24 protein-coding genes are annotated in these 25,643 nt (G+C 70.7%); 16 read left to right on the top strand and 8 right to left on the bottom strand.

Annotated features, from left to right (window positions below):
• The 8 genes from DI269_RS09695 to nuoN form a co-directional block, all read left to right on the top strand.
• On the top strand, nucleotides 1-969 hold a 969-nt coding region (locus DI269_RS09695), incomplete at its 5' end, for a molybdopterin dinucleotide binding domain-containing protein (protein WP_157974866.1).
• Nucleotides 966-2,270 carry an NADH-quinone oxidoreductase subunit NuoH gene (gene nuoH, locus DI269_RS09690; RefSeq protein ID WP_112135154.1) on the top strand — a complete coding sequence of 435 codons (1,305 nt, stop codon included), beginning with the start codon at nucleotides 966-968 and terminating at the stop codon, nucleotides 2,268-2,270. The genes DI269_RS09695 and nuoH, both read left to right, overlap by 4 nt.
• Nucleotides 2,271-2,837 carry an NADH-quinone oxidoreductase subunit NuoI gene (nuoI, locus tag DI269_RS09685; RefSeq protein ID WP_112135152.1) on the top strand — a complete coding sequence of 189 codons (567 nt, stop codon included), beginning with the start codon at nucleotides 2,271-2,273 and terminating at the stop codon, nucleotides 2,835-2,837.
• A complete protein-coding gene (locus DI269_RS09680; protein ID WP_112135168.1) occupies nucleotides 2,837-3,613 on the top strand; it encodes an NADH-quinone oxidoreductase subunit J in 777 nt (258 codons plus the stop codon). The genes nuoI and DI269_RS09680 overlap by 1 nt, the downstream gene beginning before the upstream one ends.
• Nucleotides 3,610-3,909 (top strand): NADH-quinone oxidoreductase subunit NuoK, encoded by a 300-nt coding sequence (gene nuoK / locus DI269_RS09675; RefSeq protein WP_112135150.1) that lies wholly within the window; start codon nucleotides 3,610-3,612, stop codon nucleotides 3,907-3,909. Before DI269_RS09680 ends, nuoK begins: the two co-directional genes overlap by 4 nt.
• 10 nt (nucleotides 3,910-3,919) lie before the next feature.
• Nucleotides 3,920-5,821: an NADH-quinone oxidoreductase subunit L gene (gene nuoL / locus DI269_RS09670; RefSeq protein ID WP_112135147.1), complete on the top strand. Its 1,902-nt coding sequence runs from the start codon at nucleotides 3,920-3,922 to the stop codon at nucleotides 5,819-5,821.
• Nucleotides 5,818-7,356 (top strand): NADH-quinone oxidoreductase subunit M, encoded by a 1,539-nt coding sequence (locus tag DI269_RS09665; RefSeq protein WP_112135145.1) that lies wholly within the window; start codon nucleotides 5,818-5,820, stop codon nucleotides 7,354-7,356. The genes nuoL and DI269_RS09665 overlap by 4 nt, the downstream gene beginning before the upstream one ends.
• The gene (gene nuoN / locus DI269_RS09660; RefSeq protein WP_112135143.1) at nucleotides 7,349-8,896 is read left to right on the top strand and encodes an NADH-quinone oxidoreductase subunit NuoN; all 1,548 of its coding nucleotides are present in this window, start codon (nucleotides 7,349-7,351) and stop codon (nucleotides 8,894-8,896) included. Before DI269_RS09665 ends, nuoN begins: the two co-directional genes overlap by 8 nt.
• A gap of 55 nt (nucleotides 8,897-8,951) precedes the next feature.
• Here nuoN and DI269_RS09655 read toward each other — a convergent pair whose 3' ends face one another.
• The gene (locus DI269_RS09655) at nucleotides 8,952-9,884 is read right to left on the bottom strand and encodes a polyprenyl synthetase family protein (protein ID WP_112135141.1); all 933 of its coding nucleotides are present in this window, start codon (nucleotides 9,882-9,884) and stop codon (nucleotides 8,952-8,954) included.
• Between the two features lie 130 nt (nucleotides 9,885-10,014).
• The gene (locus tag DI269_RS09650) at nucleotides 10,015-11,196 is read right to left on the bottom strand and encodes an MFS transporter (RefSeq protein ID WP_112135139.1); all 1,182 of its coding nucleotides are present in this window, start codon (nucleotides 11,194-11,196) and stop codon (nucleotides 10,015-10,017) included.
• 489 nt (nucleotides 11,197-11,685) lie between these two features.
• Here DI269_RS09650 and DI269_RS09645 point away from each other — a divergent pair, with 489 nt between their 5' ends.
• Nucleotides 11,686-12,528: an IclR family transcriptional regulator gene (locus DI269_RS09645; RefSeq protein ID WP_112135137.1), complete on the top strand. Its 843-nt coding sequence runs from the start codon at nucleotides 11,686-11,688 to the stop codon at nucleotides 12,526-12,528.
• Nucleotides 12,529-12,599: 71 nt separating this feature from the next.
• On the top strand, nucleotides 12,600-13,808 hold the full coding sequence (locus tag DI269_RS09640; protein WP_112135135.1) for a hypothetical protein: 1,209 nt from the start codon (nucleotides 12,600-12,602) through the stop codon (nucleotides 13,806-13,808).
• 58 nt (nucleotides 13,809-13,866) lie between these two features.
• Here the strand turns inward: DI269_RS09640 and DI269_RS09635 are convergent, their stop codons facing one another.
• The 4 genes from DI269_RS09635 to DI269_RS09620 all read right to left on the bottom strand — a co-directional run bounded on the left by DI269_RS09635 (nucleotide 13,867) and on the right by DI269_RS09620 (nucleotide 18,581).
• The gene (locus DI269_RS09635; RefSeq protein WP_112135133.1) at nucleotides 13,867-14,889 is read right to left on the bottom strand and encodes a 2-oxoacid:ferredoxin oxidoreductase subunit beta; all 1,023 of its coding nucleotides are present in this window, start codon (nucleotides 14,887-14,889) and stop codon (nucleotides 13,867-13,869) included.
• The gene (locus DI269_RS09630) at nucleotides 14,882-16,738 is read right to left on the bottom strand and encodes a 2-oxoacid:acceptor oxidoreductase subunit alpha (protein WP_112135131.1); all 1,857 of its coding nucleotides are present in this window, start codon (nucleotides 16,736-16,738) and stop codon (nucleotides 14,882-14,884) included. The genes DI269_RS09635 and DI269_RS09630 overlap by 8 nt, the downstream gene beginning before the upstream one ends.
• Before the next feature lie 326 nt (nucleotides 16,739-17,064).
• Nucleotides 17,065-17,964, bottom strand: a complete 900-nt coding sequence (locus tag DI269_RS09625; RefSeq protein ID WP_112135129.1) for a hypothetical protein — start codon at nucleotides 17,962-17,964, stop codon at nucleotides 17,065-17,067.
• On the bottom strand, nucleotides 17,961-18,581 hold the full coding sequence (locus DI269_RS09620; RefSeq protein WP_198667289.1) for an RNA polymerase sigma factor: 621 nt from the start codon (nucleotides 18,579-18,581) through the stop codon (nucleotides 17,961-17,963). Before DI269_RS09620 ends, DI269_RS09625 begins: the two co-directional genes overlap by 4 nt.
• Before the next feature lie 465 nt (nucleotides 18,582-19,046).
• Between DI269_RS09620 and DI269_RS09615 the strand changes: the two genes are divergently transcribed.
• Genes DI269_RS09615 through DI269_RS09600 form a run of 4 tightly spaced genes read left to right on the top strand, consistent with a single transcriptional unit; the run spans nucleotide 19,047 to nucleotide 21,466 of the window.
• Nucleotides 19,047-19,430 carry an NADH-quinone oxidoreductase subunit A gene (locus tag DI269_RS09615; protein ID WP_198667288.1) on the top strand — a complete coding sequence of 128 codons (384 nt, stop codon included), beginning with the start codon at nucleotides 19,047-19,049 and terminating at the stop codon, nucleotides 19,428-19,430.
• Nucleotides 19,431-19,468: 38 nt separating this feature from the next.
• Nucleotides 19,469-19,984, top strand: a complete 516-nt coding sequence (locus DI269_RS09610) for an NADH-quinone oxidoreductase subunit B (protein WP_198667292.1) — start codon at nucleotides 19,469-19,471, stop codon at nucleotides 19,982-19,984.
• The gene (locus DI269_RS09605) at nucleotides 19,981-20,523 is read left to right on the top strand and encodes an NADH-quinone oxidoreductase subunit C (protein ID WP_112135127.1); all 543 of its coding nucleotides are present in this window, start codon (nucleotides 19,981-19,983) and stop codon (nucleotides 20,521-20,523) included. The genes DI269_RS09610 and DI269_RS09605 overlap by 4 nt, the downstream gene beginning before the upstream one ends.
• Nucleotides 20,513-21,466: a complex I subunit 1/NuoH family protein gene (locus tag DI269_RS09600; RefSeq protein ID WP_112135125.1), complete on the top strand. Its 954-nt coding sequence runs from the start codon at nucleotides 20,513-20,515 to the stop codon at nucleotides 21,464-21,466. Before DI269_RS09605 ends, DI269_RS09600 begins: the two co-directional genes overlap by 11 nt.
• 54 nt (nucleotides 21,467-21,520) lie before the next feature.
• Here the strand turns inward: DI269_RS09600 and DI269_RS09595 are convergent, their stop codons facing one another.
• Nucleotides 21,521-21,835, bottom strand: coding sequence for an FmdB family zinc ribbon protein (locus tag DI269_RS09595; protein WP_112135162.1), 315 nt, complete (start codon nucleotides 21,833-21,835; stop codon nucleotides 21,521-21,523).
• A 121-nt stretch (nucleotides 21,836-21,956) separates the two neighbouring features.
• Entirely contained in the window at nucleotides 21,957-22,511 is a 555-nt protein-coding gene (locus DI269_RS09590) for a 5-formyltetrahydrofolate cyclo-ligase (protein WP_112135123.1), read from the bottom strand.
• Nucleotides 22,512-22,669: 158 nt separating this feature from the next.
• Here DI269_RS09590 and DI269_RS09585 point away from each other — a divergent pair, with 158 nt between their 5' ends.
• Nucleotides 22,670-24,616, top strand: a complete 1,947-nt coding sequence (locus DI269_RS09585) for a diguanylate cyclase (protein ID WP_198667287.1) — start codon at nucleotides 22,670-22,672, stop codon at nucleotides 24,614-24,616.
• Between the two features lie 81 nt (nucleotides 24,617-24,697).
• Nucleotides 24,698-25,588, top strand: a complete 891-nt coding sequence (locus DI269_RS09580) for a UTP--glucose-1-phosphate uridylyltransferase (RefSeq protein WP_112135119.1) — start codon at nucleotides 24,698-24,700, stop codon at nucleotides 25,586-25,588.
• Nucleotides 25,589-25,643 lie beyond the last annotated feature (55 nt).

Below are 25,643 nucleotides of genomic sequence, written 5' to 3'. Positions count from 1 at the left end.
GGGGCGCGCCTCGCCTGGGTCCCCCGCCGCGCGGGCGACCGGGGCGCGGTCGAGGCCGGGTGCCTGCCCGGGCTCCTGCCCGGCGGCGGCCTCGCCTCCTATGCGGCCGACCGCGACCAGCTCGCCGAGTACTGGGGCGTCGAGTCCCTGCCCGGCGCCGACGGCCGCGGGGCCTGGCAGATCCTCCAGGCCGCGGCCGACGGGGAGATCGACGGCCTGCTGGTCGGCGGCGTCGACCCGTACGACTTCGCCGACGCGCCCGCCGTGGAAGCCGCCCTGTACGCCGCGCGATTCGTTGTGTCGCTTGAGATCCGCCACTCCGCGGTCACCCGGGTCGCGGACGTGATCCTCCCGGTCGCTCCCGTCACCGGCAAGGCCGGGGCGTTCTTCGACTGGGAAGGGCGCCTGCGCACCTTCGACACGGTGATCGAGTCGGACCTGATGAGCGACCACGCCGTGCTCGACGCGCTCGCGGACGTCATGGGCGTGAAGCTCGGCCTGGCCGACACGCGGACCGTGCGGGCCGAGCTCGCCGGGCTCCCGGACCCGATCACCCGCCAGCCCGCCCCGGACTGGGCCGCCGACAAGCCGGCCCGATCCACTGAGGACGGCAAGGCGGTGCTCGCCACCTGGCGCCAGCTGCTCGACGGCGGCTCGCTCCAGGAGAACAACCCGCACCTGGCCGGCTGCGCCCCCGACCCGGTGGTCCGCTTGAGCGCGGCCACCGCGAAGGCCATCGGCGCGTCCGAGGGTTCGGGCGTGACCGTCTCGACCGCGATCGGCGGCATCACGCTCCCGCTCGCGGTGACGGCGATGCCCGACGGCACGGTCTGGCTGCCGCAGAACGCGCCCGGTCGCGGGATCTACCGCCACCTGGGCGCGGGCTCGGGCGACGTGGTCCAGATCCGCGCGTACCCGAACGTGCCCCGACCGGCCGAAGGAGACAAGGTGGAGGCGGTCAACTCATGAACGATCCCGTCTGGCTGATGCTGATCAAGGGCGTGCTCGTCTTCGTCGTCCTGGTCCTGCTGGTGCTGTTCACCATCTGGTACGAGCGCCGCGTCGTCGCGATCATGCAGGTGCGGCCCGGCCCGAACCGCAACGGGCCCTTCGGCCTCCTCCAGTCCCTGGCGGACGGCCTCAAGCTCGCGTTCAAAGAGGACACGATGCCGCGGACCGCGGACAAGCTCGTGTTCCTCGCGGCGCCGGTCATCGCGGTCGCGTGCGCGTTCACGGCGTTCTCGGTGGTGCCCTTCGGTCCCGTCGTGAACGTGTTCGGCATCGAGACCGAGCTCCAGCTCACCGACTTCGAGGTCTCCGTCCTGGTGATCCTCGCCTGCTCGGCGCTGGGCGTGTACGGGATCGTGCTCGCGGGCTGGGCCTCCGGCTCCGCGTACTCGCTCCTGGGCGCCCTTCGCGCCGCGGCGCAGGTGATCTCGTACGAGATCGCGCTGGGCCTCGCGGTCCTGGCGGTGTTCTTCCAGTCGAAGCTCATGTCGACCGGCGCGATCGTCGAGGCGCAGGCCGAGGGCCTGCCGCTGTCGATCGGCGGCGCGGAGATCACGCTCCCGGGCTGGTACTTCATCGTCCTCGCGCCGAGCTTCGTGATCTTCGTGATCGCGATGGTCGGCGAGACGAACCGGGCCCCGTTCGACCTCCCCGAGGCCGAGTCGGAGCTCGTCGCGGGCTTCGCGACCGAGTACTCGTCGCTGAAGTACGCGTCGTTCTTCCTCGCCGAGTACGTGAACATGGTGACGATGTCGGCCCTGGCGGTGACGCTGTTCCTCGGCGGCTGGGCCGCGCCGTTCCCCGACTCGTGGTGGCCGGGCGCCAACGAGGGCTTCATGCCGCTCGTGTGGTTCTTCGGGAAGGTCCTGGCGTTCCTGTTCTTCTACGTGTGGCTGCGCGGGACGCTCCCGCGCCTGCGCTACGACCAGTTCATGAACCTGGGCTGGAAGGTCCTCGTCCCCGTCTCGCTCGTGTGGCTCATGGTCCTGGCGGCCATGAACATCGGGCTCGACACCGGCAACGAGCTGCCGACGCGGATCGCGTTCGCCGGCGGCGCCGCGATCGTCGTCATGGCCCTGATCTTCTTCTGGCCCAGCCGCAAGCCCTACGAGGACCCGGCCGAGCCCGACACGGGCCTCGGCGGCTTCCCGGTGCCGCCGCTGGACCTCGCGGTCCCGCCGAACCCGCGGTCCCTCAAGCAGCTCGAACCCGCGAGCACATCTTCAGCGCCCATCAACGGTTCTCAGAAGGAGGAGGAGTAGATGTCCGGTTTCGCCAAAGGCTTCGGCGTCACCTTCTCGCACATGTTCAAGCCGAAGGTCACGGTCGAATACCCTGAGAAGCCTTCGAAGCTCGAACCGCGCTACCACGGCCGCCACGTGCTCAACCGGCACCCGGACGGCCTGGAGAAGTGCATCGGCTGCGAGCTGTGCGCGTGGGCCTGCCCGGCCGACGCGATCTACGTCGAGGGCGCCGAGAACACCGAGGCCGAGCGGTTCTCGCCCGGCGAGCGGTACGCCAAGACCTACCAGATCAACTACGCGCGCTGCATCTTCTGCGGCCTGTGCATCGAGGCCTGCCCGACCCGCTCGCTCACCATGAGCAACGAGTACGAGCTGGCCCGCGACGACCGCCGCGACCTCATCTTCACCAAGGAGGAGCTGCTCGCGCCGCTCATCGAGGGCATGGAGCAGCCGCCGCACCCGATGCGCCTGGGCGACAGCGAGAAGGCGTACTACGAGTCGGGCCCGGTCAACCCGGGCGCGAGCGAGGGCGCCGAGTTCTCCCTCACGGAGATGCTCGCGCAGAAGAAGGGGGACCGGTCGTGATCGACCTCGCCCAGGCCGCGGGCCTCGCGCAGTCGGCCTCCGCCGGCGAGGCCGTCTTCTTCTGGATCCTCGCCCCCATCGCCCTCGGCGGCGCGATCGGACTCGTCCTGTCCCGCCAGGCCATCCACGCCGCGCTCTCGCTCGCGGTCACCATGATGTGCCTGGCGGTCTTCTACATCATGCAGTCCGCGCCGTTCCTCGGCTTCGTGCAGATCATGGTCTACACCGGCGCGATCATGATGCTGTTCCTGTTCGTGCTCATGCTGTTCGGGCGCGACTCCAAGGACTCCATGTTCGAGACCCTCAGGGGCCAAAGGCTCCTCGCGGTGCTCCTCGGCGTCGGCCTGGCCGCGCTCTTGTCCTCGGGCCTCGCCCGCGCCGTCTCCGGCCTCGTCATCGCCGAACCGACCGCGCCTGCGGGCCAAGGGAACGTCGAAGGGATCGCCGAGGCCCTGTTCTCGACGTACCTGTTCCCGTTCGAGATCGTCTCCGGCGTCCTCACCGTCGCCGCGGTCGGCGCCCTCATGTTCGCGCACGTCGCCAAGAAGGGCGGCCACCGCGGGCAGAAGGAGCACAGCCGCGAGCGGTTCGCGCCCGGGAACTACCCCGGCCCCAGGCCCGGGCCCGGCGTGTTCGCCAACTCCGACTCGACCGCGACGCCCGCGCTGCGGCCCGACGGGTCGATCGAGCCGGCGTCCCTGTCCGAGTACGTCCCGCCGCGCCAGCTCACCCCCGCTGAGGCGGCCCCGAAGCACACGGAAGGGCGGGAGTCGTGAATCCCGAGTACTACCTGATCCTCGCCGCGGCCCTGTTCTGCATCGGCGCGGTCGGCGTCCTGGTGCGGCGCAACTCGATCGTCGTGTTCATGTGCGTCGAGCTCATGCTCAACGCCGGGAACCTGACGCTCGTGACGTTCTCGCGCACCACCGGCACGATCGACGGGCAGGTCATGGCGTTCTTCGTCATGGCCGTCGCCGCCGCCGAAGTCGTGGTCGGCCTGGCGATCATCATGGCGATCTACCGGTCCCGGCGCTCCGCCTCCGTCGACGACGCCAACCTCCTGAAGGCCTAGAGGGGACACTGTGGACGAAATCTCGTACGCGCCCGCCGAAGGGCTGCTGTCCTTCACCTGGGCGCTCATCGCCCTGCCCGCGCTGGGCGCCGCGGTCCTCCTGCTCGCCGGCCGCCGCGCCGACAAGTGGGGCCACTGGGTCGGCGTCACCACCATCGGCGCCGCCTTCGCGCTCGCGCTCGGCCTCTTCGGCTCCCTTGCGGGCCTTGAGAACAAGAGCGCGTTCCTCGACCTGTTCACGATCCTCTCCGTCGGGGGCCTGGACATCGAGGCGAGCCTCCTCTTCGACCCGCTGAGCGCGGTCTTCTGCCTGCTCATCACCGGCGTCGGCTTCCTCATCCACGTCTACGCCGTCGGCTACATGGCCCACGACGCCGGGCGCCGGAAGTTCTTCGCGTACTTCAACCTGTTCGCCGCCGCCATGCTCATCCTGGTCCTCGGCGGCAACTACTTCATGACCTTCGTCGGCTGGGAGGGCGTGGGCCTCGCCTCCTACCTCCTCATCGCGTTCTGGCAGCTCAAGCCCGCCGCCGCGACCGCCGGCAAGAAGGCGTTCCTCACCAACCGGGTCGCCGACGTCGGGTTCCTCCTCGCGATGTTCACGATGCTCGGCACGCTCGGCACCGTCGACTTCGCGGGCGTCTTCAACGGCGCCGCATCGCTTTCCACCGGCACGAGCCTCGCGATCGGCCTGCTGCTCCTGGCCGCCGCGTGCGGCAAGTCCGGCCAGTTCCCGTTCCAGACCTGGCTCCCGGACGCCATGGAGGGCCCGACGCCCGTGTCGGCGCTCATCCACGCCGCCACCATGGTCACCGCGGGCGTGTACCTCATCGCCCGCTCGAACGTCATCTTCAGCCTCAACCCGGACGTGCAGACCGCCGTCGTCGTCGTGGGCGCCCTGACGCTCCTCTTCGGCTCGATCGTCGGCTGCGCCAAGGACGACATCAAGCGCGTCCTCGCCTGGTCCACCGTCTCCCAGATCGGCTACATGTTCCTGGCCGTGGGCCTCGGCGGCGGCGCGTTCGCGCTCGGCATCATCCACCTGCTCGCGCACGGCTTCTTCAAGGCCGGCCTGTTCCTCGGCTCCGGCTCGGTCATGCACGCCATGAACGACCAGACCGACATCCGCCGCTTCGGCGGGCTCTGGAAGAAGATGCCGGTCACCTACGCGACCTTCGCCGCCGGGTGGCTCGCCATCATCGGCCTGTTCCCGTTCTCCGGCTTCTGGACCAAGGACCCGATCATCGCCGCCGCCTTCGCCCGCGAAGGCTGGCAGGGCTGGGTCGTCGGCGGCGCCGCCCTCCTCGGCGCGGCGCTCACCGCGTTCTACATGACCCGCCTGTTCGTCCTCACCTTCCACGGCCCCAAGCGGTGGACCGAGGACGTGCACCCGCACGAGTCCCCGGCGATCATGACCGGCCCGCTGGTCCTGCTCGCGATCGGCTCGCTCGCCGCGGGCGGCCTCATGGCCTCGCCCGTCACGACCTGGCTCACGCCGGTCTTCGGCGAGCAGCACGAGATCCACGGGCACCTGTCGCACACGCAGGTCACCGTCGCGACCACCGTCGCCGTCGTCCTCGGCGCCGCCCTCGCCTGGCTCCTGTTCCGAAACGGCACCGACGAAGTGCCCCGCGCCGCCGCCTGGCCGGTGCGCGCCGCCCGCGCCGACCTCGGCGGCGAGATCGTCAACCGCGGCCTCTTCGAGCGTCCCAGCCGCCTCGCGGCCAGCGCCTCGGTCGCCATGGACGGCCGCGTCGTCGACGGCGCCGTCAACGGCCTCTCGGCCGCGGTCGGCGGGTCCTCGCGGCGCCTGCTCGCGCTCCAGACCGGTTTCGTCCGCTCCTATGCCCTGTCCATTCTGTCCGGGGCGGTCATCGTGGTGGCCGCGCTCATGGTGGTGGTCACCCAATGAACGAACTCCCGTTGCTGTCGGCGCTGGTCGCCGTCCCGTTGATCGGGGCGGTGGTCGTCGCGTCGATCAAGCGCGAGAACGCGAACGCGGCCCGCTGGACCGCGCTCGGCTTCGCGGGCGCGGTCGCCGTGATCACCGCGCTCGTCGCGGTCGGCTTCGACTACGCCGACGACGCGCCGTGGCTCCAGTTCACCGAGTCGTACACGTGGATCTCCGCGTGGGACCTGAACCTGTCCTGGGGGATCGACGGGATCGCGCTGCTGCTGGTCGCCTTGACCGCGGGGCTCACGCCGATCGCGATGCTCGCGGCCTGGCGGGACCTCGACTCGGTGCAGCGGAGCGTCCCGACGTTCTTCGCCCTGGTGCTCGCGCTCCAGGCGGCGATGCTCGCGACGTTCCTCGCCTCGAACGTGCTGCTGTTCTACTTCTTCTTCGAAGCGATGCTCGTGCCGATGTACTTCCTCATCGGCTCCTACGGCACCGGCCCGAAGAAGCAGTACGCGGCGGTGAAGTTCTTCCTGTACTCGCTGCTGGGCGGCCTGCTCATGCTCGTCGCCGTCATCGCGTTGTGGGTGAACAACGGCGGCGTCTTCGACTGGGCCACGTTGGTCGAGGCCGAGCCGCTCGCGGACGGCTCGCTCCAGAACTGGCTGTTCCTCGGGTTCTTCATCGCGTTCGCGATCAAGGCCCCGTTCTTCCCGTTCCACACCTGGCTCCCGGACGCGGGCGGGGCCGCCCCCGCGGCGGTCGCGGCGCTCCTGGTCGGCGTCATGGACAAGATCGGCACGTTCGCGATCCTGCGCTACTGCATCCCGCTGTTCCCGGACGCGACGAAGACGTTCGCGCCGTGGGTGATCGGCATGTCGGTCATCGGCGTGGTCTACGCGGCGTTCGTGGCGATCGGGCAGACCGACCTCAAGCGCCTCGTCGCGTACACGTCGATCGCGCACTTCGGGTTCATCGGCCTGGGCATCTTCGCGTTCACGCAGGAGTCCGCCACGGGCGCAGTCCTTTACATGTTCAACCACGGGCTCGCCACGGGCCTGCTGTTCATCGTCGTGGGCTTCCTGACGCTGCGCCGCGGCTCGGCGCAGATCAAGGACTACGGCGGGGCCGCGAAGACGCTGCCGCTGCTCGCGGGGATCTTCCTGTTCGCCGGGCTCGCGTCGCTGTCGCTGCCGGGGACGGCGCCGTTCATCTCCGAGTTCCTGGTCCTGTTCGGGGCGTTCACCGAGAACGAGCCGGTCGCGGTCGTGGCCGCGCTCGGCATCATCCTCGCCGCCGCCTACGTGCTCTGGATGTACCAGCGCACCATGCAGGGCGACCGGAACCCGGCGCTCGACGAGGTGCCCGCGATGAAGCGCGACCTCACGTTGCGCGAGAAGGCCCTCGTGGCGCCGCTGGTGATCGCGATCCTCGGCTTCGGGTTCTTCCCGCAGCCGCTGATCGACGCGATCGAGCCGGCCGTGGACAACACGCTCGGGTTCGTCGTCGACGAGCCCGCCGACCTTCCCTTGGGAGCTGACAATGAGTGAGTCGCAAGGGCTCCAGATCGACTGGGCCGGGCTGGCCCCCTTGGTCATCGTGTTCGTCGCGGCGTTCGCCGGGCTCCTGGTCGAGGCCGCCGTGCCGAAGGCCCGGCGCCTCCCGATCCAGGTCGCCCTGGCGGTGGCCGCCCTCGCGGGCGCGTTCGTCGCGGTCGTGCTGAACGCGGACAAGAGCGGCGCGGTGTTCTCCATCGGCGGCACCGCGATCGGCTCCGTCATCATCGACGGCCCCGGGCTGTTCCTCCAGGGCACCATCACGATGCTCGCGATCGTGGCGGTCCTCCTGCTCGCCGAGCGGCGCACCGTCAAGGGCGGCGACTTCGTGGCCGAGGCCGCGGTCGTCGCCGACTCCGCTGCGGACGTCGAGCAGCGCCGCGAGGACGGCGCGACGGAGATCTTCCCGCTGACGCTCTTCGCGGTCACCGGCATGATGATGTTCGTGACCGCCGGCGACCTGCTCACCATGTTCGTCGCGCTCGAAATGCTCTCGCTGCCGCTGTACCTCCTGTGCGGCCTCGCCAAGCGCCGCCGCCTCATCAGCCAGGAGGCCGCGCTCAAGTACTTCCTCTTGGGCGCCTTCGCCTCCGCGTTCTACGTCTACGGCATGGCGATGCTCTACGGCTTCGCCGGGACCGTCGACCTCGCGGGCATCAACCAGGCGGGCGTCAGCTCCGGGCAGCCGCGCATGTTCCTGTACATCGGCGTCGCGATGATCGCCGTGGCCCTGCTCTTCAAGGCCGCGGCGGTCCCGTTCCACATGTGGACGCCCGACGTCTACACGGGCGCTCCGACGCCCGTGACGGCCCTCATGGCCGCGTGCGTGAAAGTGGCGGCCTTCGGAGGCCTCCTGCGGGTCTTCAACGTGGGCCTGTCGTCTTCGGCCTGGGACTGGCACCTGATCCTCACCGTCATCGCCGTCGCGACGATGATCGGCGGAGCGATCTTCGCGGTGACCCAGCGCAATATCAAGCGCCTGCTCGCCTACAGCTCGATCGCGAACGCGGGCTACCTGCTCATCGGCGTGATCGCCCTGGGAGAGGCCGTCGGCCAGACGATGTTCTACCTTGCGGCCTACGGCTTCACGGTGATCGCCGCCTTCGCCGTCGTCTCGCTCGTGCGCGACGGCGACGAGGAGGCGACCCACCTCGCCCGCTGGGCCGGCCTCGGCAAGAAGTCGCCCGGCACCGCGGTCGTCTTCACGATCCTGATGCTCGCCCTCGCCGGGCTCCCGTTCACCAGCGGCTTCACCGCGAAGTTCTCACTCTTCGCGGCGGCCCTCCAGGCCGACGAGCTCGGCCTGGTCATCGTCGGCGTCGTCTCCTCGGCGATCCTCGCCTTCCCGTACCTCAAGGTCGTCGTCCTCCTCTGGCTCAACGAGCCCGCCCCCGACGCCCCCACGGTCAACCTCCCCAGCCCGATGGCCGGCACCGTCGTCGCCGCAGGAGTGGCCGCCACCCTGATCCTCGGCATCGCCCCCGGCTTCCTCCTCGACATCGTCGACCAGGCCAGCACCTTCCTGAACACCTAACGCGCACACGACGAAGGGGCCGCAGGCACTGCCTGCGGCCCCTTCGTCGTGCGGTCTAGGCGTCGCGTTCGATCATGTAGTCGCAGATGTCGGCGAGGGCGTTGCGGGCCGGGCCTTCGGGGAGGGACGCGGCGAGGGTGCGGGCTCGGGCCTGGTACTGGTGGAGGGTCTCCTTGGCCTGTTCGAGGGCCTTGGAGGCGCGCAGGAGGGTGAGGGTCTCCTCCAGGTCCTCCTCTGCGACGGGGCCGGCGACGAGTTCTCGGAGGCGCGCGGTGGACGGGTCGTCGTCGGCGAGGGCGTAGAGGACCGGGAGGGTCGGGACGCCTTCGAGGAGGTCGGTGCCGGGGGTCTTGCCGGAGGCGTCGGAGGCGATGTCGATGATGTCGTCGGCGATCTGGAACGCGACGCCGATGACCTCGCCGTACTCCTCGGCGATCGCGGTGGTGGCGTCGTCGGCGCCGCCGAACCAGGCGCCGAACTTGGCGCACGTGGCGATCAAAGAGCCGGTCTTCTCGGAGAGGATCTCCAGGTGCCATTCGACGGCGTCGATGCCCTCGGGCCGCGGCATGGTCTCGTTGATCTGGCCGCGCACGAGGCGCGCGAAGGTCGCGGCCTGGAGGCGGACCGCCTCGGTGCCGAGGTCGGCCATGATCTGGGCGGCCTGGCTGAACAGGTAGTCGCCGGTGAGGATCGCGACGGAGTTGTCCCAGCGGGCGTTCGCGCTGGGGGCGCCGCGGCGCACGAGGGCCTCGTCCATGACGTCGTCGTGGTAGAGCGTCGCCAGGTGGGTCAGCTCCAGGGCGACGGCCGCTTCGAGGATGTTGGGGCGGTTCGGGTCACCGAGGTGCGCGCACGTGAGGGTGAGCATCGGCCGGAAGCGCTTCCCGCCGGCCCGGATCAGGTGGGACCCGGACTGGCGCAGCAGCGGCTGCTCGGTGTCGACGGCTTTGAGCAGGCGCTCCTCGACGAGGTCGAGCGAAGTGCTCATCGCCTCGGCGAAGGCCTCATCGGTAAAGGTCAGCGCGGTATGCGCACGTCGGGTGGTCACCACAGCCTCACCTTATCGTGTGACGGCGCCGGACGAGCGGGGGCGGGAACGGGAGTCGTCCGCGCCGCAGTCAGGAACGTCGATGCCGGGGCCGCGCGAAGACCGTGCTGCCGACCACGATGAACAGCGCCGAAGCCGCCATCGCGCCCGAGACCGCGATCCACCCCGCGCCCCAGCCGAAGTGCTCGGCCACGAGTCCGAAGCTGATGGGCCCGACGGCCCCGCCGAGGAAGATCCCCGTCTGCGTCACCGACGTCGCCACCGCCGGCGCGTCCGGGTACTGCCTGGTCACCGCGTGGTTCATGAGCCCGGGCCACGCCCAGCCGAGCGCGTACGCCGCCACGGTCCCCAGCGGCAGCAGCCACGGCTGCTCGAACAGGAACGTCGCCACCCCCGCGGCCCCGCCCACGAGCATGAGCGTGATGACGAGGAACTCGCGGCCGTTCTCGCGGTCGCCGACCGCGCCGAACGCGGTGCGGCCGATGACCCCGGCGATGCCGCCGATCGTCAGGTTCAGCCCGGCCCAGGACTCGGACCCGCCGATGTCCACCGTGTACGTGGTGAGGAACGAGCCGATCGGCGTCGCCGCGGTCGCCCCCAGGAACGTCGCCACCGCGAACACCAGCAGCTGCCCGTCGAAGGCCTTCGCCCCGGGCACCTTCGGCCGCGTCGCGGGCCGCCCGAGCCCCGCGAGCGGGACGAGGGCCGCGAGCACCAGGGCCGCGCCGAACACGAACGCCCACCGCCAGCCCAGCGTCAGCGCCACCACGGGCACCGAGAGCCCGCCGAGCATGATGCACAGCGGCACCGACGCCTGCTTGGCGCCGAACAGGAGCCCGCGCCGCTTCGCGGGCGCCCACTCGCTCAGCACCACGTTGGACGCGAGCTGCCCGAGCCCGTTCGCGGGCGCGCACAGCAGCAGGAACACCGTCAGCCAGACCGGGTGGTGCGCGGCGGCGGCGATGAGCAGCAGCGAGAGCGCCGACAGCCCGACCGCGACGCGCGCGGTCACGAGCGCCCCGAACCGGTTGACGAGCCGTCCGGAGGGGACGGTGGTGAGCGCGGAGACCGCGAAGTAGAGCCCGGAGACGATGCCGATCTCGCTGACGCCCATGCCGAGCTCGCCGGATATCTGCACCGCGAGGCCGCCGAAGAGGAACAGCGGGAGGACGGCCGCGACCTGGACGCTCATGGCGGCCGCGATCGTCACGGAGGTCTTGGGTCGGGCGGGGTCCAGGAGGGTGGTGGGCACGCTGGCAAACGTACTCCAGGGGGTCCGAAGCGCCCAGAATGCGCTCACATACAGGGATTCGCGGTGTGCGTTCACAAGGACGGGTGACTTGGCTTGACGAGGCCACGCAGCGTGTGCGACGGTTGAACCCGGCGTGATCAGCCGGTACGGGTCAGGATCGTTCGCGGATCACGTTGTCCCACAGGACCATGCCGCAGTTGCTTCGCAAAGCGAAACGCGGCGGCCCTGGTGGGAGGGAGCCGCCGCGTTTCGGTTATTCGAATGTTCCGCGGCTTCGACGAGGAAGTTTGGTGGGGACTCGACGCCGCCGCCGCGGTTTGTCCGCGGCCGGCCGGAGCCGGTTCGCGAACGGTGCTGACACATCGATACTGCCCTGTATGCGACGGAGACGCAACCGGCTGTTGTTTATATAGTTAGATCACGGCCGATCTGGCGGGCGCCCTCGCGGCGCCGCGGCGTCAGGTCGCGGGTGGCAATTGGAGCGGCGGCATGGTGGACCGGCAGCGACCAGGGATTCCTTCAGAGCGGCGACCCGGAGACGGGGACCGCGACGACCCGGGGGACGTCCCCGCGCGCCCGGAACCGACCAAGCTCATCCAGAGCGTCCAGCGGGCGCTGCGCATCATGGAGCTCGTGGGCCGCCACAAGGACGGCGTCTCGGCCCCGCGCATCGCGTTCGAGTGCGGTCTCAACCGCGCCACCGCCTACAACCTCCTGCGCACCCTCGTCTACGAGGGCTACCTGCGCCGCGACAACGAGGGCCGCTACTCGCTCGGCCTCGAAGTCTCCGACCGCTACTCCGAGCTCACGCGCGCCATCTCGGGCCCGAAGACCTGCGGCGACTACATGCGGCGCCTCTCGGCCGAGACCGGCTACTCGACGTTCGTGGCCCGCTTCGTCGAGGACCGCCCGGCCGTCACCGAGGTCATCGAAGGCAACCGCAGCCCGCACGTGGAGGACCTCATCGTCGGCTTCGACGACGGCGCCCACGCCACGGCGCTCGGCAAGGCCCTCCTCGCCACGCTCCAGCCGAACGACCGGGCCCGCTTCCTGCGCGCCGCCGGGATGCGCCGCTTCACCGGCCGCACCCTCATCGAGCCCGACGCGTTCGAGCACGACCTCGCCGTCTACGGCGAGTCCGGCGTGTACGCCGAGCTCGGCCAGTTCAAGGAGGACGTCGCGTGCGCCGGGGTCGTGGTCCGCCGCGACGGCAGCCCCTCCGAGCGCGTCGTCTTCGCGGTCGCCATGCCCATCAACGACATCCGCGAGTCCTGGCAGCAGATGTCCGCCCGCCTCCGCGAGGCCGCGGCGGAATTGCAACCGCTGATCTAGCAACCCCGGCCCCGCCGCGCGCGTACCAGGGGAGTCGAACCACCCACGACTCCCGAGAGGAACGCGCACCAATGCAACCGAGGATCCGCGCCGCCGGCGCCCTCTTCGCGGCCTTCGCCCTGGCCGCCGCGGCCGCCTGTTCCGACGACTCCGGCGGCGGCGACGGGGCCGCCGACCCCGACGCGGGCGAGGTCTTCGAAGAGGACCGCCTGGTCACCATGGTCAACGAGAGCGCCCGGCTCCTGTACGAGGTCGAGAACGCCGAGAACCGCATCATCCAGAACTGCCTGGAGCAGGGCGGCTTCGACGTCCACGACCAGCTCTGGTTCACCACGTACGAACCGGAGGAGCAGGAGGCCCTGTACGCCGCCGAGGACTGGGGCGACTGGCTCCCGCCCTCCGACGAGGCCGCCCAGTACGGCCTCGGCGTGTGGTCCATGACCGACGGCGGACAGTCCGACCCCGACCTCGACGCCTACCGCGACTTCAAGGGCTTCGTCGACGACGGCGACCTCATGGCCGGCGGCGAAGGCGGCGGCGTGAACCTGCCCGACAACGCCGCGTTCGAGGCCCTCTCCCCGCAGGAGCAGTACGACTGGTACGTCGCCTTCTACGGCGAGGCCACCGCCGCGGACGAGAACGGCTACCTCCTCGGCGACGACGCCCCCGAGCCCTCCAACAGCGGCGGCGACGAGGAGGCCGACTTCGGCGACGACTTCGACTACGTCCAGCCCGAACCGGGCGGCTGCCAGCGCGAGATGATCGACGCCCTCTACGACGACCTCCAGCTCGTCGAGGACGCCGAGGGCGGCGAGTACCGCACCGCGTACTGGGAATGGCGCCAGGCGAACCCGATGGACGACGCCGCGTCGATCGACGCCGCGAACGTCGCCTACCGCGAGGCGATGGCCCCGGTCCAGGCCGCGCTGATCGAGTGCCTCGAAGGCAGGGGCCGCGCGGGCTGGGAGTTCGGCGAGGAGGGCTCGCTGCCGCTCACCGACTACCTCTACGAGCTCTACGAGGGCCCCCAGGACGTCCAGGACCACCCGTCCCTGCCCGACGACGCCCCCTCGGATTACGAGGGCCAGAAGGAGTTCGAGATCGCGTTCGCCGTGGACCTCGCCGCGTGCGGCGACGAGACCGGCTACCGCGAGACGGCCGAGCAGGAGTGGGCGGACTCCCGCAACGACCTGTACCTGTCGATCGAGACCGCCGTCTACGCCTGGCAGGACGAGGTCCGCACGACCTTGGCGACGGCCCAGGACGTCATCGAGAGCTGAACCGCCGCAACGTGAAACGGCCGGGCCCGAAATGGGCCCGGCCGTTCAACGCGTCGTCCTAGAGCACGGTCCAGGTGTCCCCGCCGTGGAGGAGCCGGTCGAGGGCCTCCTTGCGGTCGACGCCGGCGGCGGCCTCGTCGACCTGGGTGCGGACCTGCCTGTCGTAGGTGGGCCGCTTGACGGAGCGGAACACGCCGATCGGGGTGTGGTCGAGGGCGACGCCCGACAGCCGCGAGAGCGCGAACGCGTACGCGGGGTCGTCGACGTCGGCCTTGTGCACCACGATCTCGGACTCGTCGACCTCGGCGGCGTCCTTTACCTGGAGCCCGTACCCGGACTGCACGACGGCCTTGTCGCCGAAGCGGATCGGCTCGCCGTCCTGGAGGCGGATGAGCGACTCGTCGCGGGTGTCGGGGTTCTTGAGGACCTCGAACGCGCCGTCGTTGAAGATCGGGCAGTTCTGGTAGATCTCGACGAACGCCGAGCCCTCGTGCTCGGCGGCGGCGCGCAGCACCTCGTGCAGGTGCGCGCGGTCGGAGTCGAGCGTGCGGGCCACGAACGTGGCCTCCGAGCCCAGCGCCAGCGACAGCGGGTTGAACGGCGCGTCGACCGAGCCCATCGGGCTCGACTTCGTCAGCGTGCCCGGCCCCGAGGTGGGGGAGTACTGGCCCTTGGTGAGCCCGTAGATCCGGTTGTTGAACAGCAGGATCTTCAGGTTCACGTTGCGGCGCAGCGCGTGGATGAGGTGGTTGCCGCCGATCGACAGCGCGTCGCCGTCGCCGGTGACGACCCACACCGACAGGTCCGGGCGGGAGACCGCCAGGCCCGTGGCGATCGCGGGGGCGCGCCCGTGGATCGAGTGGATGCCGTACGTGTTCAGGTAGTACGGGAACCGCGAGGAGCAGCCGATGCCGGAGACGAACGCGATGTTCTCGCGCTGGAGTCCGAGCTCGGGCAGGAACGACTGGACGGCGGCCAGGATGGCGTAGTCGCCGCAGCCGGGGCACCAGCGCACCTCCTGGCTGGACTTGAAGTCCTTGGCCTTCAGCTTGGGGGCGTCGAGCTTGACCGCGTCACCCATTCTTGATGACCTCCTCAAGGGCGTCTTCGAGTTCGTTGGAGGTGAACGGGAGGCCGCGCACCTTGTTGTAGCCGACCACGTCGGTGCCGGGGAAGTGGCCGCGCAGCAGGAGCGCGAGCTGCCCCAGGTTCATCTCGGGCACCACGACCTTGTCGTACTTCTCCAGCACGTGGGCGGTGTTGCGCGGCATCGGGTTCAGGTAGCGCAGGTGCGCGCGGGCGATGGAGACGCCCTTCTCGCGCAGGGCCCGCACGGCCGCGCCGATCGGGCCCCACGTGGAGCCCCACCCGAGGACGAGGACGTTCGCGTCGCCCGTGGGGTCGTCGACCTCCAGGTCCGGGACCTCGACGCCGGCGATCTTCGCGGCGCGGGTGCGGACCATGTGGTCGTGGTTGATCGGGTCGTAGGAGATGTCGCCGGTGCCGTCGGCCTTCTCGATGCCGCCGATGCGGTGCTGGAGGCCGGGCGTGCCCGGGACGGCCCACGGCCGCGCGAGCGTCTCGGGGTCGCGCTGGAACGGCAGGAACACCTCTTCGCCCTTGGCGTCCACGGCGTTCGGCTCGGTCGCGAACTCGACCGACAGGTCGGGCAGGTCGGCCATCTCGGGGAGCTTCCACGGCTCGGCGCCGTTGGCGATGTAGCCGTCCGACAGGACCATGACCGGGGTGCGGTAGGTCAGCGCGATGCGCGCCGCCTCCAGCATGATGTCGAAGCAGTCCGACGGGGACTGGGGCGCGATGACCGCGATCGGGGCCTCGCCGTGGCGGCCGAACATGGCCATCACGAGGTCGGCCTGCTCGGTCTTGGTCGGCATGCCCGTCGAAGGGCCGGCGCGCTGGACGTCGACGACGACGAGCGGCAGCTCCAGCGAGACGGCGAGCGAGATCGTCTCGGACTTGAGCGCGATGCCCGGGCCCGAGGAGGTGGTGACGGCGAGCGCCCCGCCCCACGAGGCGCCCAGGGCCGCACCGGCGGCGGCGATCTCGTCCTCGGCCTGCACGGTGGTGACGCCGAAGCGCTTGTGCTTGGACAGCTCGTGGAGGATGTCGGAGGCCGGGGTGATCGGGTACGCGCCCAGGAACACCGGCAGGCCGGAGGCGACGCCGGAGGCGGTGATGCCCCACGCGAGCGCCGTGTTCCCGGTGATGTTCCGGTACGTGCCGGCCGCGAGCTTCGCCGGCGGGATCTCGAACCGGACGGCGAACGCCTCGGCGGTCTCGCCGTAGTTCCACCCGGCCTTGAGCGCCGCGATGTTCGCCTCGGCGATGACGGGCTTGGACTTGAACTTGCCGCGCAGGAACTCCTCGGTGGCCTCGGTGGGCCGCGAGTACATCCACGACACGAGGCCGAGCGCGAACATGTTCTTGGACCGCTCGGCGTCCTTCTTGGAGATCTCGAACTCGGCGAGCGCGCCGATGGTGAGGGTCGCGAGCGCCACCGGGTGCAGCTGGTAGTCCTCCAGCGAGCCGTCTTCGAGCGGGTTGTCGTCGTAGCCGACCTTGGTGAGGTTCCGCTTGGTGAACTCGTCGGTGTTGACGACGATGGTCCCGCCGGGCTTGAGGTCCCGCAGGTTCGCCTTGAGCGCGGCCGGGTTCATCGCGATGAGCACCTCGGGCTGGTCGCCCGGGGTGAGGATGTCGGTGTCCGCGAAGTGGATCTGGAAGCTCGACACGCCCGGCAGGGTCCCGGCGGGGGCCCGGATCTCGGCGGGGTAGTTCGGGAGGGTCGAGAGGTCGTTGCCGAGCTTGGCGGTCTCCGCGGTGAAGCGGTCTCCCGTGAGCTGCATCCCGTCGCCGGAGTCCCCTGCGAAGCGGATGACGACCCGGTCCAGCTGCCGGACGGTATTCACCTAGTTCTCCTCTTGCGGGTTCTGGGGCGCGCAGTCGTTGCGGCGTCTCGGGACGGATCGACCGCGCCGTCTCGGCGGGTCCAGCCGTGTCTTACTTGCGATGCTACGCGGGCCGAACGCGGCGGTGCCAACCCAGCGCGGCGGGCGCGATGTAGGCGACACCACTAGGTGCGCTTGCTCTCACTGTATGGGACCAGTGGCCCGAATGAGTGACCCAGACCTCTGGTTTCGGCTGCCACGGCCCGTGTTCCCGATCCTCGCGCCGTCCCGGATGCTGGACGGCGCGACACGCCGGAGCGCCCGGCCGGACCCTTCTCGCGGTCCGGTCAGGAGCCCGTGGTGCCGGACGTCGACCCGTCGGTGGTCGGCGTCTCGGCGGGGGTCGAGGCGTCCTCGCTCGGGTCGGTGGTCGGCTCGGAGGTCGCGCCCTCGTCGACGAGCTCGAACACCTTGTCCTCGGCGTTCCACGCGTACTTGACCGTCCACACGCCGCCGGTCGCGGTGTCGGTGCCGTCGAGGGTCACCGTCCCGGCCTCGACCGCGGTGACGGCCGTCGGCTCGTGGGCGGCGTCGGGCTGCCAGACCCAGCCGAAGGACGCCAGGACGGGCTCGCCGTCCTCGTCCTCGCCGGCGGCGAACGCGGCCACGCCGGTCTGCTCGCCGCAGGTCAGCGCCAGGACCGTGTCGTTCTCGCCGTCGCCGTCCGCGTCGCCTTCGGCGGCGAACGCGATGCTCCAGCCGGTGTCGCCGGTGATCTCCCAGGACTCGAAGTCGGCGTCCTGGAGACCCGGCGCGCAGTCCTTCGCCCACTCGCCTTCGAAGGGGCCCTCGATGAGGAGCGCCTCGATGTCGTCGGCAGGCGGCGCGGGGGTGAACGTGGTCGCGGTGTCGTCGTCGTCCTCGTCGCTGGACGGGCTGCCGGGGTACCCGGTCGGGCCGTCGTCGGCCTCAGAGGACGAGACGGGGCCGTTCGAGGACTCGGCGGCGTCGGGCTCGCCCTTGAGCGGGCCGAGGGTCGAGGCGACGGCGAACCCGCCCGCGGTGACGGCGGTGCACGCGCCGACGACGGCGGCGAGCGACACGAGGCGGCGGCGGCGCAGGGCCGCGGGGCCGCGCATGATCAGCTCGTCGACCGGCGGGGGCGGGAAGTGCGCGGAGGACTCCGCCTTGAGACTCTCGAAGGCCGCCTTGACCGTCTCGTGCTCGCGATCGAAATCGGAACTCATGAACGGTCCTCCTTCACGGAAGCTCGGCGGCCGGCGGCGCGGGGGGCGCGGGCGGCGCCGGTGACGCCGCGGCGGATGCGGATGGGCATGGTGTCGGGGTCCGCGGCCTGGGCCGCGGGGAGCTTGATCGCGGTGGTGTCGTCGTCGTCGGCGAGCAGCGCGGCGAGCTCCTTGCGCCCGCGGTGCAGCCAGGACTTCACGGTGCCCTCGCGGGCGCCGGTCTCCTTCGCGATCGCGCTGATCGTCATGTCCGCCATGTAGTGCATGACGAGCGCCTGGCGGCGCTTCGCCGGGACCTGCTTGAGCGCGGCGACGAGCGCGACGTGGTCGGGGCTCGCGGCGGGCGCGGACTCGGGGGCCTGCGACTTCTGGAGGAACTTGCGCGCCACCTGGTTGCGGCGGTGGCGGCTCGTGGCGAGGTTCCACGCGACGCGGCGGACCCACGCGACCGGCTCCTCGTACCCGCCGACCTTGTCCCAGCGCTGCCAGGCGCGCAGGAACGCCTCCTGGACGAGGTCCTGCGCCTCGGTGGCGTCGCCGAGATAAGCGCACACCTGAGCGGCGAGCTCCGAGAAGTGGCTCTCGTAGAGGTCGGTGAACTCCGCCTCCGTTCGCACATCCGCTCCTGCGCAGGTAGGGGAAATTAGGGCATTCATCGGGCCCTGGTACTCGTGCCCGGCGGCAACCATTGTCGCTTTCGCGTAGCCGGAGACACGAGGGGGGGTCGCCATGTCGACAATACTGTCAGCGACCCGAACACGGGGTCCCCGAACACCATTGTCCGCCCAGCGTCCGACGACCAGGGCGAATTCGGCCTCGACCGCGGTGTCGACGCGGAGCGGCGGTGCGCTGGCAGCGGTCACGGGCGGTGACCCCCCTCCAAAGTGTCAGCTTCTTTCGGCGGTGTACAGGTCCAACACGTGTGTGAGTGCCGCTCGGTTGCGACCCGCGCGGCGGAGATCCGCGACAACCGCTCACCGTCCCGCGCCGTGCTTCCCGTGCGCGGTTCCTCGCGACTGTTCCTTGGGGAAACCGGCGCGCACGGGTATCGCGACACCCCATTGCGGCATTAGGGTGTCGATATGGACACCTCCCGCCTCGGCGACACGATGCTCTCGGAGTACGCGGTGTTCGGGGTGCTGCTGCTCGCCGGCTTCGCGTTCGTGGCGGCGGCGATGGCGGCCAACGCGGTGCTGCGCCCCAGCGCGCCGTCCGAGGCCAAGGGCTCCACGTACGAATGCGGCGTGGATCCGGTCGGCGGCGACTGGGCCCAGGTCCACATCCGCTTCTACGTGTACGCGTTCCTGTTCGTGCTCTTCGCGGTCGAGGCCGTGTTCCTGTTCCCGTGGGCCGCGGTATTCCGGGCCTTCGGGACGGCCGCCGCGGTCGAGATGGGCCTGTTCGTCGGCGTCCTCGCGCTCGGCCTGGCCTACGCCTGGCGGAAGGGGGTCCTGCGGTGGCGGTGAAGCTCCCGTTCCCGTCGAAACCCGGTGAAGGGGCCGGGATCGTCGGGGAACCGATCCGGTTCGTCCTCAACTGGGGCCGCCGGTACTCCCTGTGGGTCTTCAACTTCGGGCTCGCGTGCTGCGCGATCGAGTTCATCGCCGCGTCGATGAGCCGCCACGACTTCATGCGCCTGGGGGTCATCCCGTTCGCGCACTCCCCGCGCCAGGCCGACCTCATGGTCGTCTCCGGCACGGTCACCGACAAGATGGCGCCCGCGATCAAGCGCCTCTACGACCAGATGCCCGAACCGAAGTACGTCATCTCCTTCGGCGCGTGCTCGAACTCCGGCGGCCCCTACTGGGACTCCTACTGCGTCACCAAGGGCGTCGACCAGATCATCCCGGTCGACGTGTACGTCCCCGGCTGCCCGCCCCGCCCCGAGGCGCTCCTGCACGGCATCGGCGAGCTCCAGAAGCAGATCGCCGCTGAGCCGCTTCGGCGAAGCTTGCGAGCCGAACCATCGGTAGCACAGCGGAAGCCGAGCCTGCGCCCCCTCCTGCGGAGGCCCGAGTGACCGGCTGGGACGAGCAGGTCCGCGCCGCCCTCGTCGTCGAGGAGTCCGGCACCGACGGCGCCCGCGCCGTCGTCGACATCGACCCGCAGTACTGGCACCGCGCCGTGCGCACCTGCCGCGACGTCCTCGGCTGCGACTTCTTCGACTGGCTCTCCGCCGTCGACGAAGGCCCCGAAGGGTTCCGGATCGTCGCCCACCTCTGGTCCGTGGCCGGTCGCCGCGGCGTCCTCCTGCGGACCCTCCTCGCCGACGCCTCGGTCGACTCCGTCACCGACCTCTACCCCGGCGCCGACTGGCACGAGCGCGAGACCCACGAGATGTTCGGCGTCGACTTCCCCGGCCACCCCGGGCTCAAGCCGCTCCTCCTCGCCCCCGAGTTCGAGGGCCACCCGCTCCGCAAGGACTTCGTCCTCGCCTCCCGCGTCGTCAAGCCCTGGCCCGGCGCGAAAGAGCCCGGCGAGGGGCACGGCACGGTCCGCAAACGCGCCCCGAAACGCCCGCCCGGCGTCCCCGAGGACTGGATCGACGATGCTGCTTGACCTCATCGTCAAAGTCGCCGCCGTCCTCGCCGCGTTCCTGGTGCTGCCCTTGGTCGTCGGCCAGACCGAGCACAAGCTCATGGCCCACATGCAGGGCCGCCTGGGCCCGATGCACGCCGGGGGCTTCCACGGCTGGGCCCAGCTCATCGCCGACGGCGTCAAGTTCGCGCAGAAGGAGGACCTCGTCCCCGACGCGGCCGACAAGCCCGTCTTCAAGCTCGCGCCCGCCGTCGCGCTCCTGCCTTACCTCCTGGTCCTGCTGTTCATCCCGCTCGGCCCCGGCGACCTCGTCGGCTCCGCGCTCGACATGGGCCTGTTCGTGGTCGTCGCGCTCGTCGGCGTCGGCGTCCTCGCGGTCCTCATGGCCGGCTGGTCCTCCGCGAACAAGTACACGCTCGTCGGCGCCCTGCGCGGCGCCGCCCAGCTCATGGCCTACGAGCTCCCGCTCGTCCTCGCCGCCGCCTCGGTCGCCGTCGCCGCCGGGACCCTGAGCCTCCCCACGATCGTCGAGGCCTGGAACCCCTGGTGGCTCCTGTGGCAGGCCCCCGCGGCGCTCGTGTTCTTCACCGCCGGGCTCGCCGAGATCCGCCGGCCCCCGTTCGACGCGCCCGTCGCCGACTCCGAACTCGTCTTCGGCTACCTCACCGAGTACGCCGGGCTCCGCTTCGCGCTGCTGCTCCTCGCCGAGTACGTCGGCATCGTCGTCGTCGCCGCGCTCACCACGGTCCTGTTCCTCGGCGGCTGGCGCGGCCCCGGCCCCGAGTCCCTCGGCTGGCTGTGGACGCTCCTGAAGACCGGCGCGCTCGCCGCGGTCGTCATCTGGCTCCGCGTCGCCTGGCCCCGCCTGCGCGTCGACCAGATCCAGGCCCTGTGCTGGAAGGCCCTCGTCCCGATCGCCCTCGCGCAGCTCGTCCTCACCACCGCGGTCGCCCTCGCGCTCTAGGACGTGGAAAAGCCGGCGCCCGAGACCGGGCACCGGCTGGAAACTTTCGTGGCTCTACGCGGCCTTCGCGGAGTCCGACTTCTTCGCGGGCTTCGACTCGCTCTTGGCGGGCGCGGAGTCCGACTTCGACTCGGTCTTCTTCGCGCCGTTCTTCGACCCGTTCGAGCTCAGCGACGACGAGTCGGTCGAGCGGGAGTCGGTGCGGTAGAACCCGCTGCCCTTGAAGGTGACGCCGACGTTCCCGAAGACCTTGCGCAGCGCGCCCTTGGCCTCGCAGCTCGGGCAGTCCGTCAACCGCGCTTCGGAGAACGACTGGTGTTTGTCGAACTCGTAACCGCACTCCTTGCAGCGGTATTCGTAGACAGGCACGTCCAACCTCCAGGACTTGACACGGGACCCGATCGACATTAGCAGTCAACGCAGGCGACTGCTAATTCCATCCAGCCCGGAGGTGAGCTGTGAGCCACGAGATCCTCATCGCAGCACTGGGCTACCTCAACGACGTGAAGCCACCCGCCGGCGTGATCACGCCCGTCACCGCCCGGTCGTGCGGCTCGGCCGGGACCTCGACCCCGAACTCGCCGTCCCGCAGGAGCGCCACCACCGGCACCCCCGGCCCGACCCGCGCCAGCGCCCGGTCGTACGACCCGCCGCCCCGACCCAACCGCATCCCACCATGCGAGACGGCGAGGCCGGGGACGACGACCGCCGCCGCGTCCTCGACGCGCGCCGGACCGCCCTGCTCGCGCCCCGTCACGTCGCCGCCGATCCGCTCCCAGGCCAGGTCATCGTCCGGCAGCAGCACCGGCAGCAGCACGTCGTAGACCATCGCGAGCCGTTCGGGCAGTTCAGGATCGAGCGCCGCGCCCGGCTCGGACCCGAACGGCCGGTACGCCGCCACCGTCGCGCCCTCGTCCACGGTCTCGATCAGGAAGTCCCGCAACGCCTTCCACGTCGCCGCGTCGGCGGCTGCGCGGGCCGGCCCCGGCATCGCGGTGCGCGCGCCGAGGAGCGCGCGACGCGCCGTACGCTTCGTTTCATGCATGGCAAATCCCTTCGCTGTCAACCCCCACCTGGAAGGATTCCCCCGAACGGGCGATTACGGTCAACCGTTCGGCCAGACTGCCGGAAAACCACATGCCTTGTCGTGTCCGATCGGTAGCTCTAGGTAGTCTTCTAGGGAGTGAACTTGAGGGGGCTTCGGTGTCGCTGCGCTCACGGCTCACCACGGCGTTCCTCGTCGTCGTGCTCGGGCCGGTCCTGGTGGGGGCCGTCTTCGTCGCTGCCGTCATGTCCCACCTGGCGGACTCCCGCGGGGAGGCGCTGGCGAGCTCCGCGGTGACCACGGTCGACTCGACCCTCGGCACCATCTGCGAGCGCATCCAGGCGTCGGCCGCCGTGGTGGCACTCAGCCACAGTAGCGGCGGCAGCGCCGACGCGCTGGAGATGGCCCAGCTGGTCGTCGACCGCAAGGTCGTCGACGGGGTCGTCTTCACCGGCCTCCAGGACGCCGGGAACACCGCGAGCCCCGACGTCGGCTCCGAGGCGCCCGACGGCGCCTGGGTCGACTGCGGCGAGGCCGCAGCCTACGCCGGCGCGGGCCCGATCGTCGCCCTCGGCGCCCAAGCCGAAGTCCAGAACGCCGACGGCACCACCTCCGTCTTCTCCGCGTTCCGCATCGTCGACCGCGGCTTCCTCGACCGGATCGCGAACGTCGCCGACGCCGACCTGGTCCTCCTCGACGGCCGCGCCGACCAGCTGCGCGTCGGCGACGTGAACGCGGGCCGCTGGGACGCCACCGACGCGTTCCTGCCGCTGAACATCGGCACCGTCGCCACCAACGTCACCCCCATGTACTGGACGCTCGCCGCGATGGTCCTCGTCTCCGCGCTCTGCGCGATGGGCCTCGCCGCCTGGCTCGCCCGCTCCACGACCCGGCCCCTCCACGAGCTCTCCGCCGCCGCCGAGCGCGTCTCCGAAGGCGACCTGAACGTGCGCGTGCCCGTCCACGGCCGCGACGAGGTCGCCCACCTCGCGCTCGCGTTCAACCGCATGACCGCCCAGACCCAGGCGTACGTCAACGCCCTGACCGCCTCCCGCGACCAGATGCGCGGCCAGCTCGGCCGCCTCGGCCAGACCCTCACCGCGACCCTCGACCTCGACCGCATTCTGGAGGTCATCCTCGACACCGCGATGGTCACCGCCGGCGCCGAAGCGGGCGTCATCATGCTCGTCGACGTGGACGACGCCGACCAGCTGCGCCAACGGGCCGGCGAAGGCGACCTCGGCGTCGGCCAGCCCGCGACCATCCGCCTCGGCGAAGGCATCGTCGGCTCCATCGCCGCCAGCGGCGAGCCCGCGCACGGCCGCATCGTCGACGGCGTCTTCGACGGCCGCCGCCGCGCCGACACCGAACCCGACGCGCGCACCATCGTCGCCGTCCCCTTCGAGGGCCGCGCCCCCGCCGAGGCCGACGACGGCGAGGCCCCCCGCACCGAGTCCGGGGTCCTCGGCGTCCTCGTCCTCTACAACCGCATCGCCGACGACGACTTCGAACCCGGCGACGTCGACACGCTCCGCACCTTCGCCGGGCAGGCCGCCGTCGCCGTCGAGAACGTCCTCCTGCACCGCCAGGCCCAGCGACTGAGCCTCACCGACCCGCTCACGGGCCTGTGGAACTACCGGTTCATGCAGACCTCGCTGCGCCGCGAGGCCGAGCGGTCCCGCCGCTACCAGCGGCCCTCGGCGCTCCTCGCGATCGACCTCGACCGGTTCAAGTCCGTGAACGACACCTACGGGCACCCCGTCGGCGACCAGGTCCTCATCGAGCTCGCGCGCCGCATCACCGGCCAGATCCGCGAAGTCGACCTCGCGTTCCGCCACGGCGGCGAGGAGTTCATGGTGCTGCTGCCCGAGACCGACGCCGCCGGGGCCTCCGCGGTCGCCGAGCGCCTCGGCCGCTCCGTCGCCGCCCGACCGTTCAAAGTGAACGACGCCTCCGGCGGTCGCGAACTGCGCGTGACCGTCTCGATCGGCGTGGCCGTCCTCGGCGAGCACGCCGACACCGCCAACGACGTCGTCGCCGCCGCCGACGAGGCCCTCTACGCCGCGAAGGCCGCCGGAAGGGACACATGGCGAGTCGCGGTGTGAGTTTAGGGAACTTGAACGTTCACGTTCTGTTCTCCAGGGTGGCCGAGACCTGACGCTGCGTGCCCACGATACCCTCGCCGTATGTCTGAAACCGCGCCCCGCGCCACGAAAGCAGTCATTCCCGTGGCCGGTAACGCCACCCGCTTCCTGCCGGTCACGAAGGCCGTCCCCAAGGAGCTCCTCCCCATCGTCGACAAGCCGGTCCTCCAGTACATCGTGGAGGAGGCCGCCGCCGCCGGGCTCGACGACGTCACCCTCATCACCGCTCGCGGCAAGGGCCCCATCGTCGACTACTTCGACACCCGCCCCGACCTCGAAGACGCCCTCGCCGAGAAGGGCAAGGACGCCCTCATCGACCTCATCAAGGCCCCCGAGCGCATCGCCGAGATCCACACCATCCGCCAGGGCCGCCCCAAGGGCCTCGGCCACGCCGTCGGCCGCGCCGCCGCCCACGTCGGCGACGAGCCCTTCGCCGTCCTCCTCGGCGACGAGTTCTACGAGGTCGACGACAAGCTCCTCCCGCGCATGATCGACCTCCAGGCCGAGACCGGCGGCATCGTCCTCGCCCTCCTCGAAGTCCCCGAAGAAGAGGTCTCCCGCTACGGCGTCGCCTCCGTCGAGACCACCGACACGCCCGACGTCGTCGCCGTCACCGGCCTCGTCGAGAAGCCCGCCCGCGAAGACGCGCCGTCCAATCTGATCCTCATCGGACGATATGTCCTCCCCGGCGCGATCTTCCCCGTCCTGGAGAAGACCAAGCCCGGCAACGGCGGCGAAATCCAACTCACCGACGCCATGGACGCCATGCGCGCCAACGGAACCCCCGTCCACGCCGTCATCCTCCGCGGCCGCCGCTACGACACCGGCCAGCCCGTCGAGTACCTCCAGACCCTCGTCGAGCTCGCGACCCAGCGCGACGACTTGCCCGGCTTCAACGCCTGGCTGCGCGAATTCAGTGCGACACTGGACTGACTGCACCGCCGCCAGGCGGCGCAGGTGAGGAACTGACCGACGGGGGGATGAGGAG

The organism is Glycomyces dulcitolivorans (assembly GCF_003265355.1).
GTDB classification, from domain to species: Bacteria; Actinomycetota; Actinomycetes; order Mycobacteriales; family Micromonosporaceae; genus Glycomyces; species Glycomyces dulcitolivorans.
Note: the sequence above shows the minus strand (reverse complement) of the source record. Positions and strands in the feature narration are given on the sequence as shown.

What these genes read in the sequence shown, in the direction of transcription:
- nuoH (WP_112135154.1), top strand. Translation starts at nt 966, where the DNA reads ATGAACGATCCCGTCTGGCTGATGCTGATCAAGGGCGTGCTCGTCTTC.
- nuoI (WP_112135152.1), top strand. Translation starts at nt 2,271, where the DNA reads ATGTCCGGTTTCGCCAAAGGCTTCGGCGTCACCTTCTCGCACATGTTC.
- DI269_RS09665 (WP_112135145.1), top strand. Translation starts at nt 5,818, where the DNA reads ATGAACGAACTCCCGTTGCTGTCGGCGCTGGTCGCCGTCCCGTTGATC.
- nuoN (WP_112135143.1), top strand. Translation starts at nt 7,349, where the DNA reads ATGAGTGAGTCGCAAGGGCTCCAGATCGACTGGGCCGGGCTGGCCCCC.
- DI269_RS09655 (WP_112135141.1), bottom strand. Translation starts at nt 9,884, where the DNA reads ATGAGCACTTCGCTCGACCTCGTCGAGGAGCGCCTGCTCAAAGCCGTC.
- DI269_RS09645 (WP_112135137.1), top strand. Translation starts at nt 11,686, where the DNA reads ATGGTGGACCGGCAGCGACCAGGGATTCCTTCAGAGCGGCGACCCGGA.
- DI269_RS09640 (WP_112135135.1), top strand. Translation starts at nt 12,600, where the DNA reads ATGCAACCGAGGATCCGCGCCGCCGGCGCCCTCTTCGCGGCCTTCGCC.
- DI269_RS09635 (WP_112135133.1), bottom strand. Translation starts at nt 14,889, where the DNA reads ATGGGTGACGCGGTCAAGCTCGACGCCCCCAAGCTGAAGGCCAAGGAC.
- DI269_RS09625 (WP_112135129.1), bottom strand. Translation starts at nt 17,964, where the DNA reads ATGAGTTCCGATTTCGATCGCGAGCACGAGACGGTCAAGGCGGCCTTC.
- DI269_RS09615 (WP_198667288.1), top strand. Translation starts at nt 19,047, where the DNA reads ATGGACACCTCCCGCCTCGGCGACACGATGCTCTCGGAGTACGCGGTG.
- DI269_RS09600 (WP_112135125.1), top strand. Translation starts at nt 20,513, where the DNA reads ATGCTGCTTGACCTCATCGTCAAAGTCGCCGCCGTCCTCGCCGCGTTC.
- DI269_RS09590 (WP_112135123.1), bottom strand. Translation starts at nt 22,511, where the DNA reads ATGCATGAAACGAAGCGTACGGCGCGTCGCGCGCTCCTCGGCGCGCGC.
- DI269_RS09580 (WP_112135119.1), top strand. Translation starts at nt 24,698, where the DNA reads ATGTCTGAAACCGCGCCCCGCGCCACGAAAGCAGTCATTCCCGTGGCC.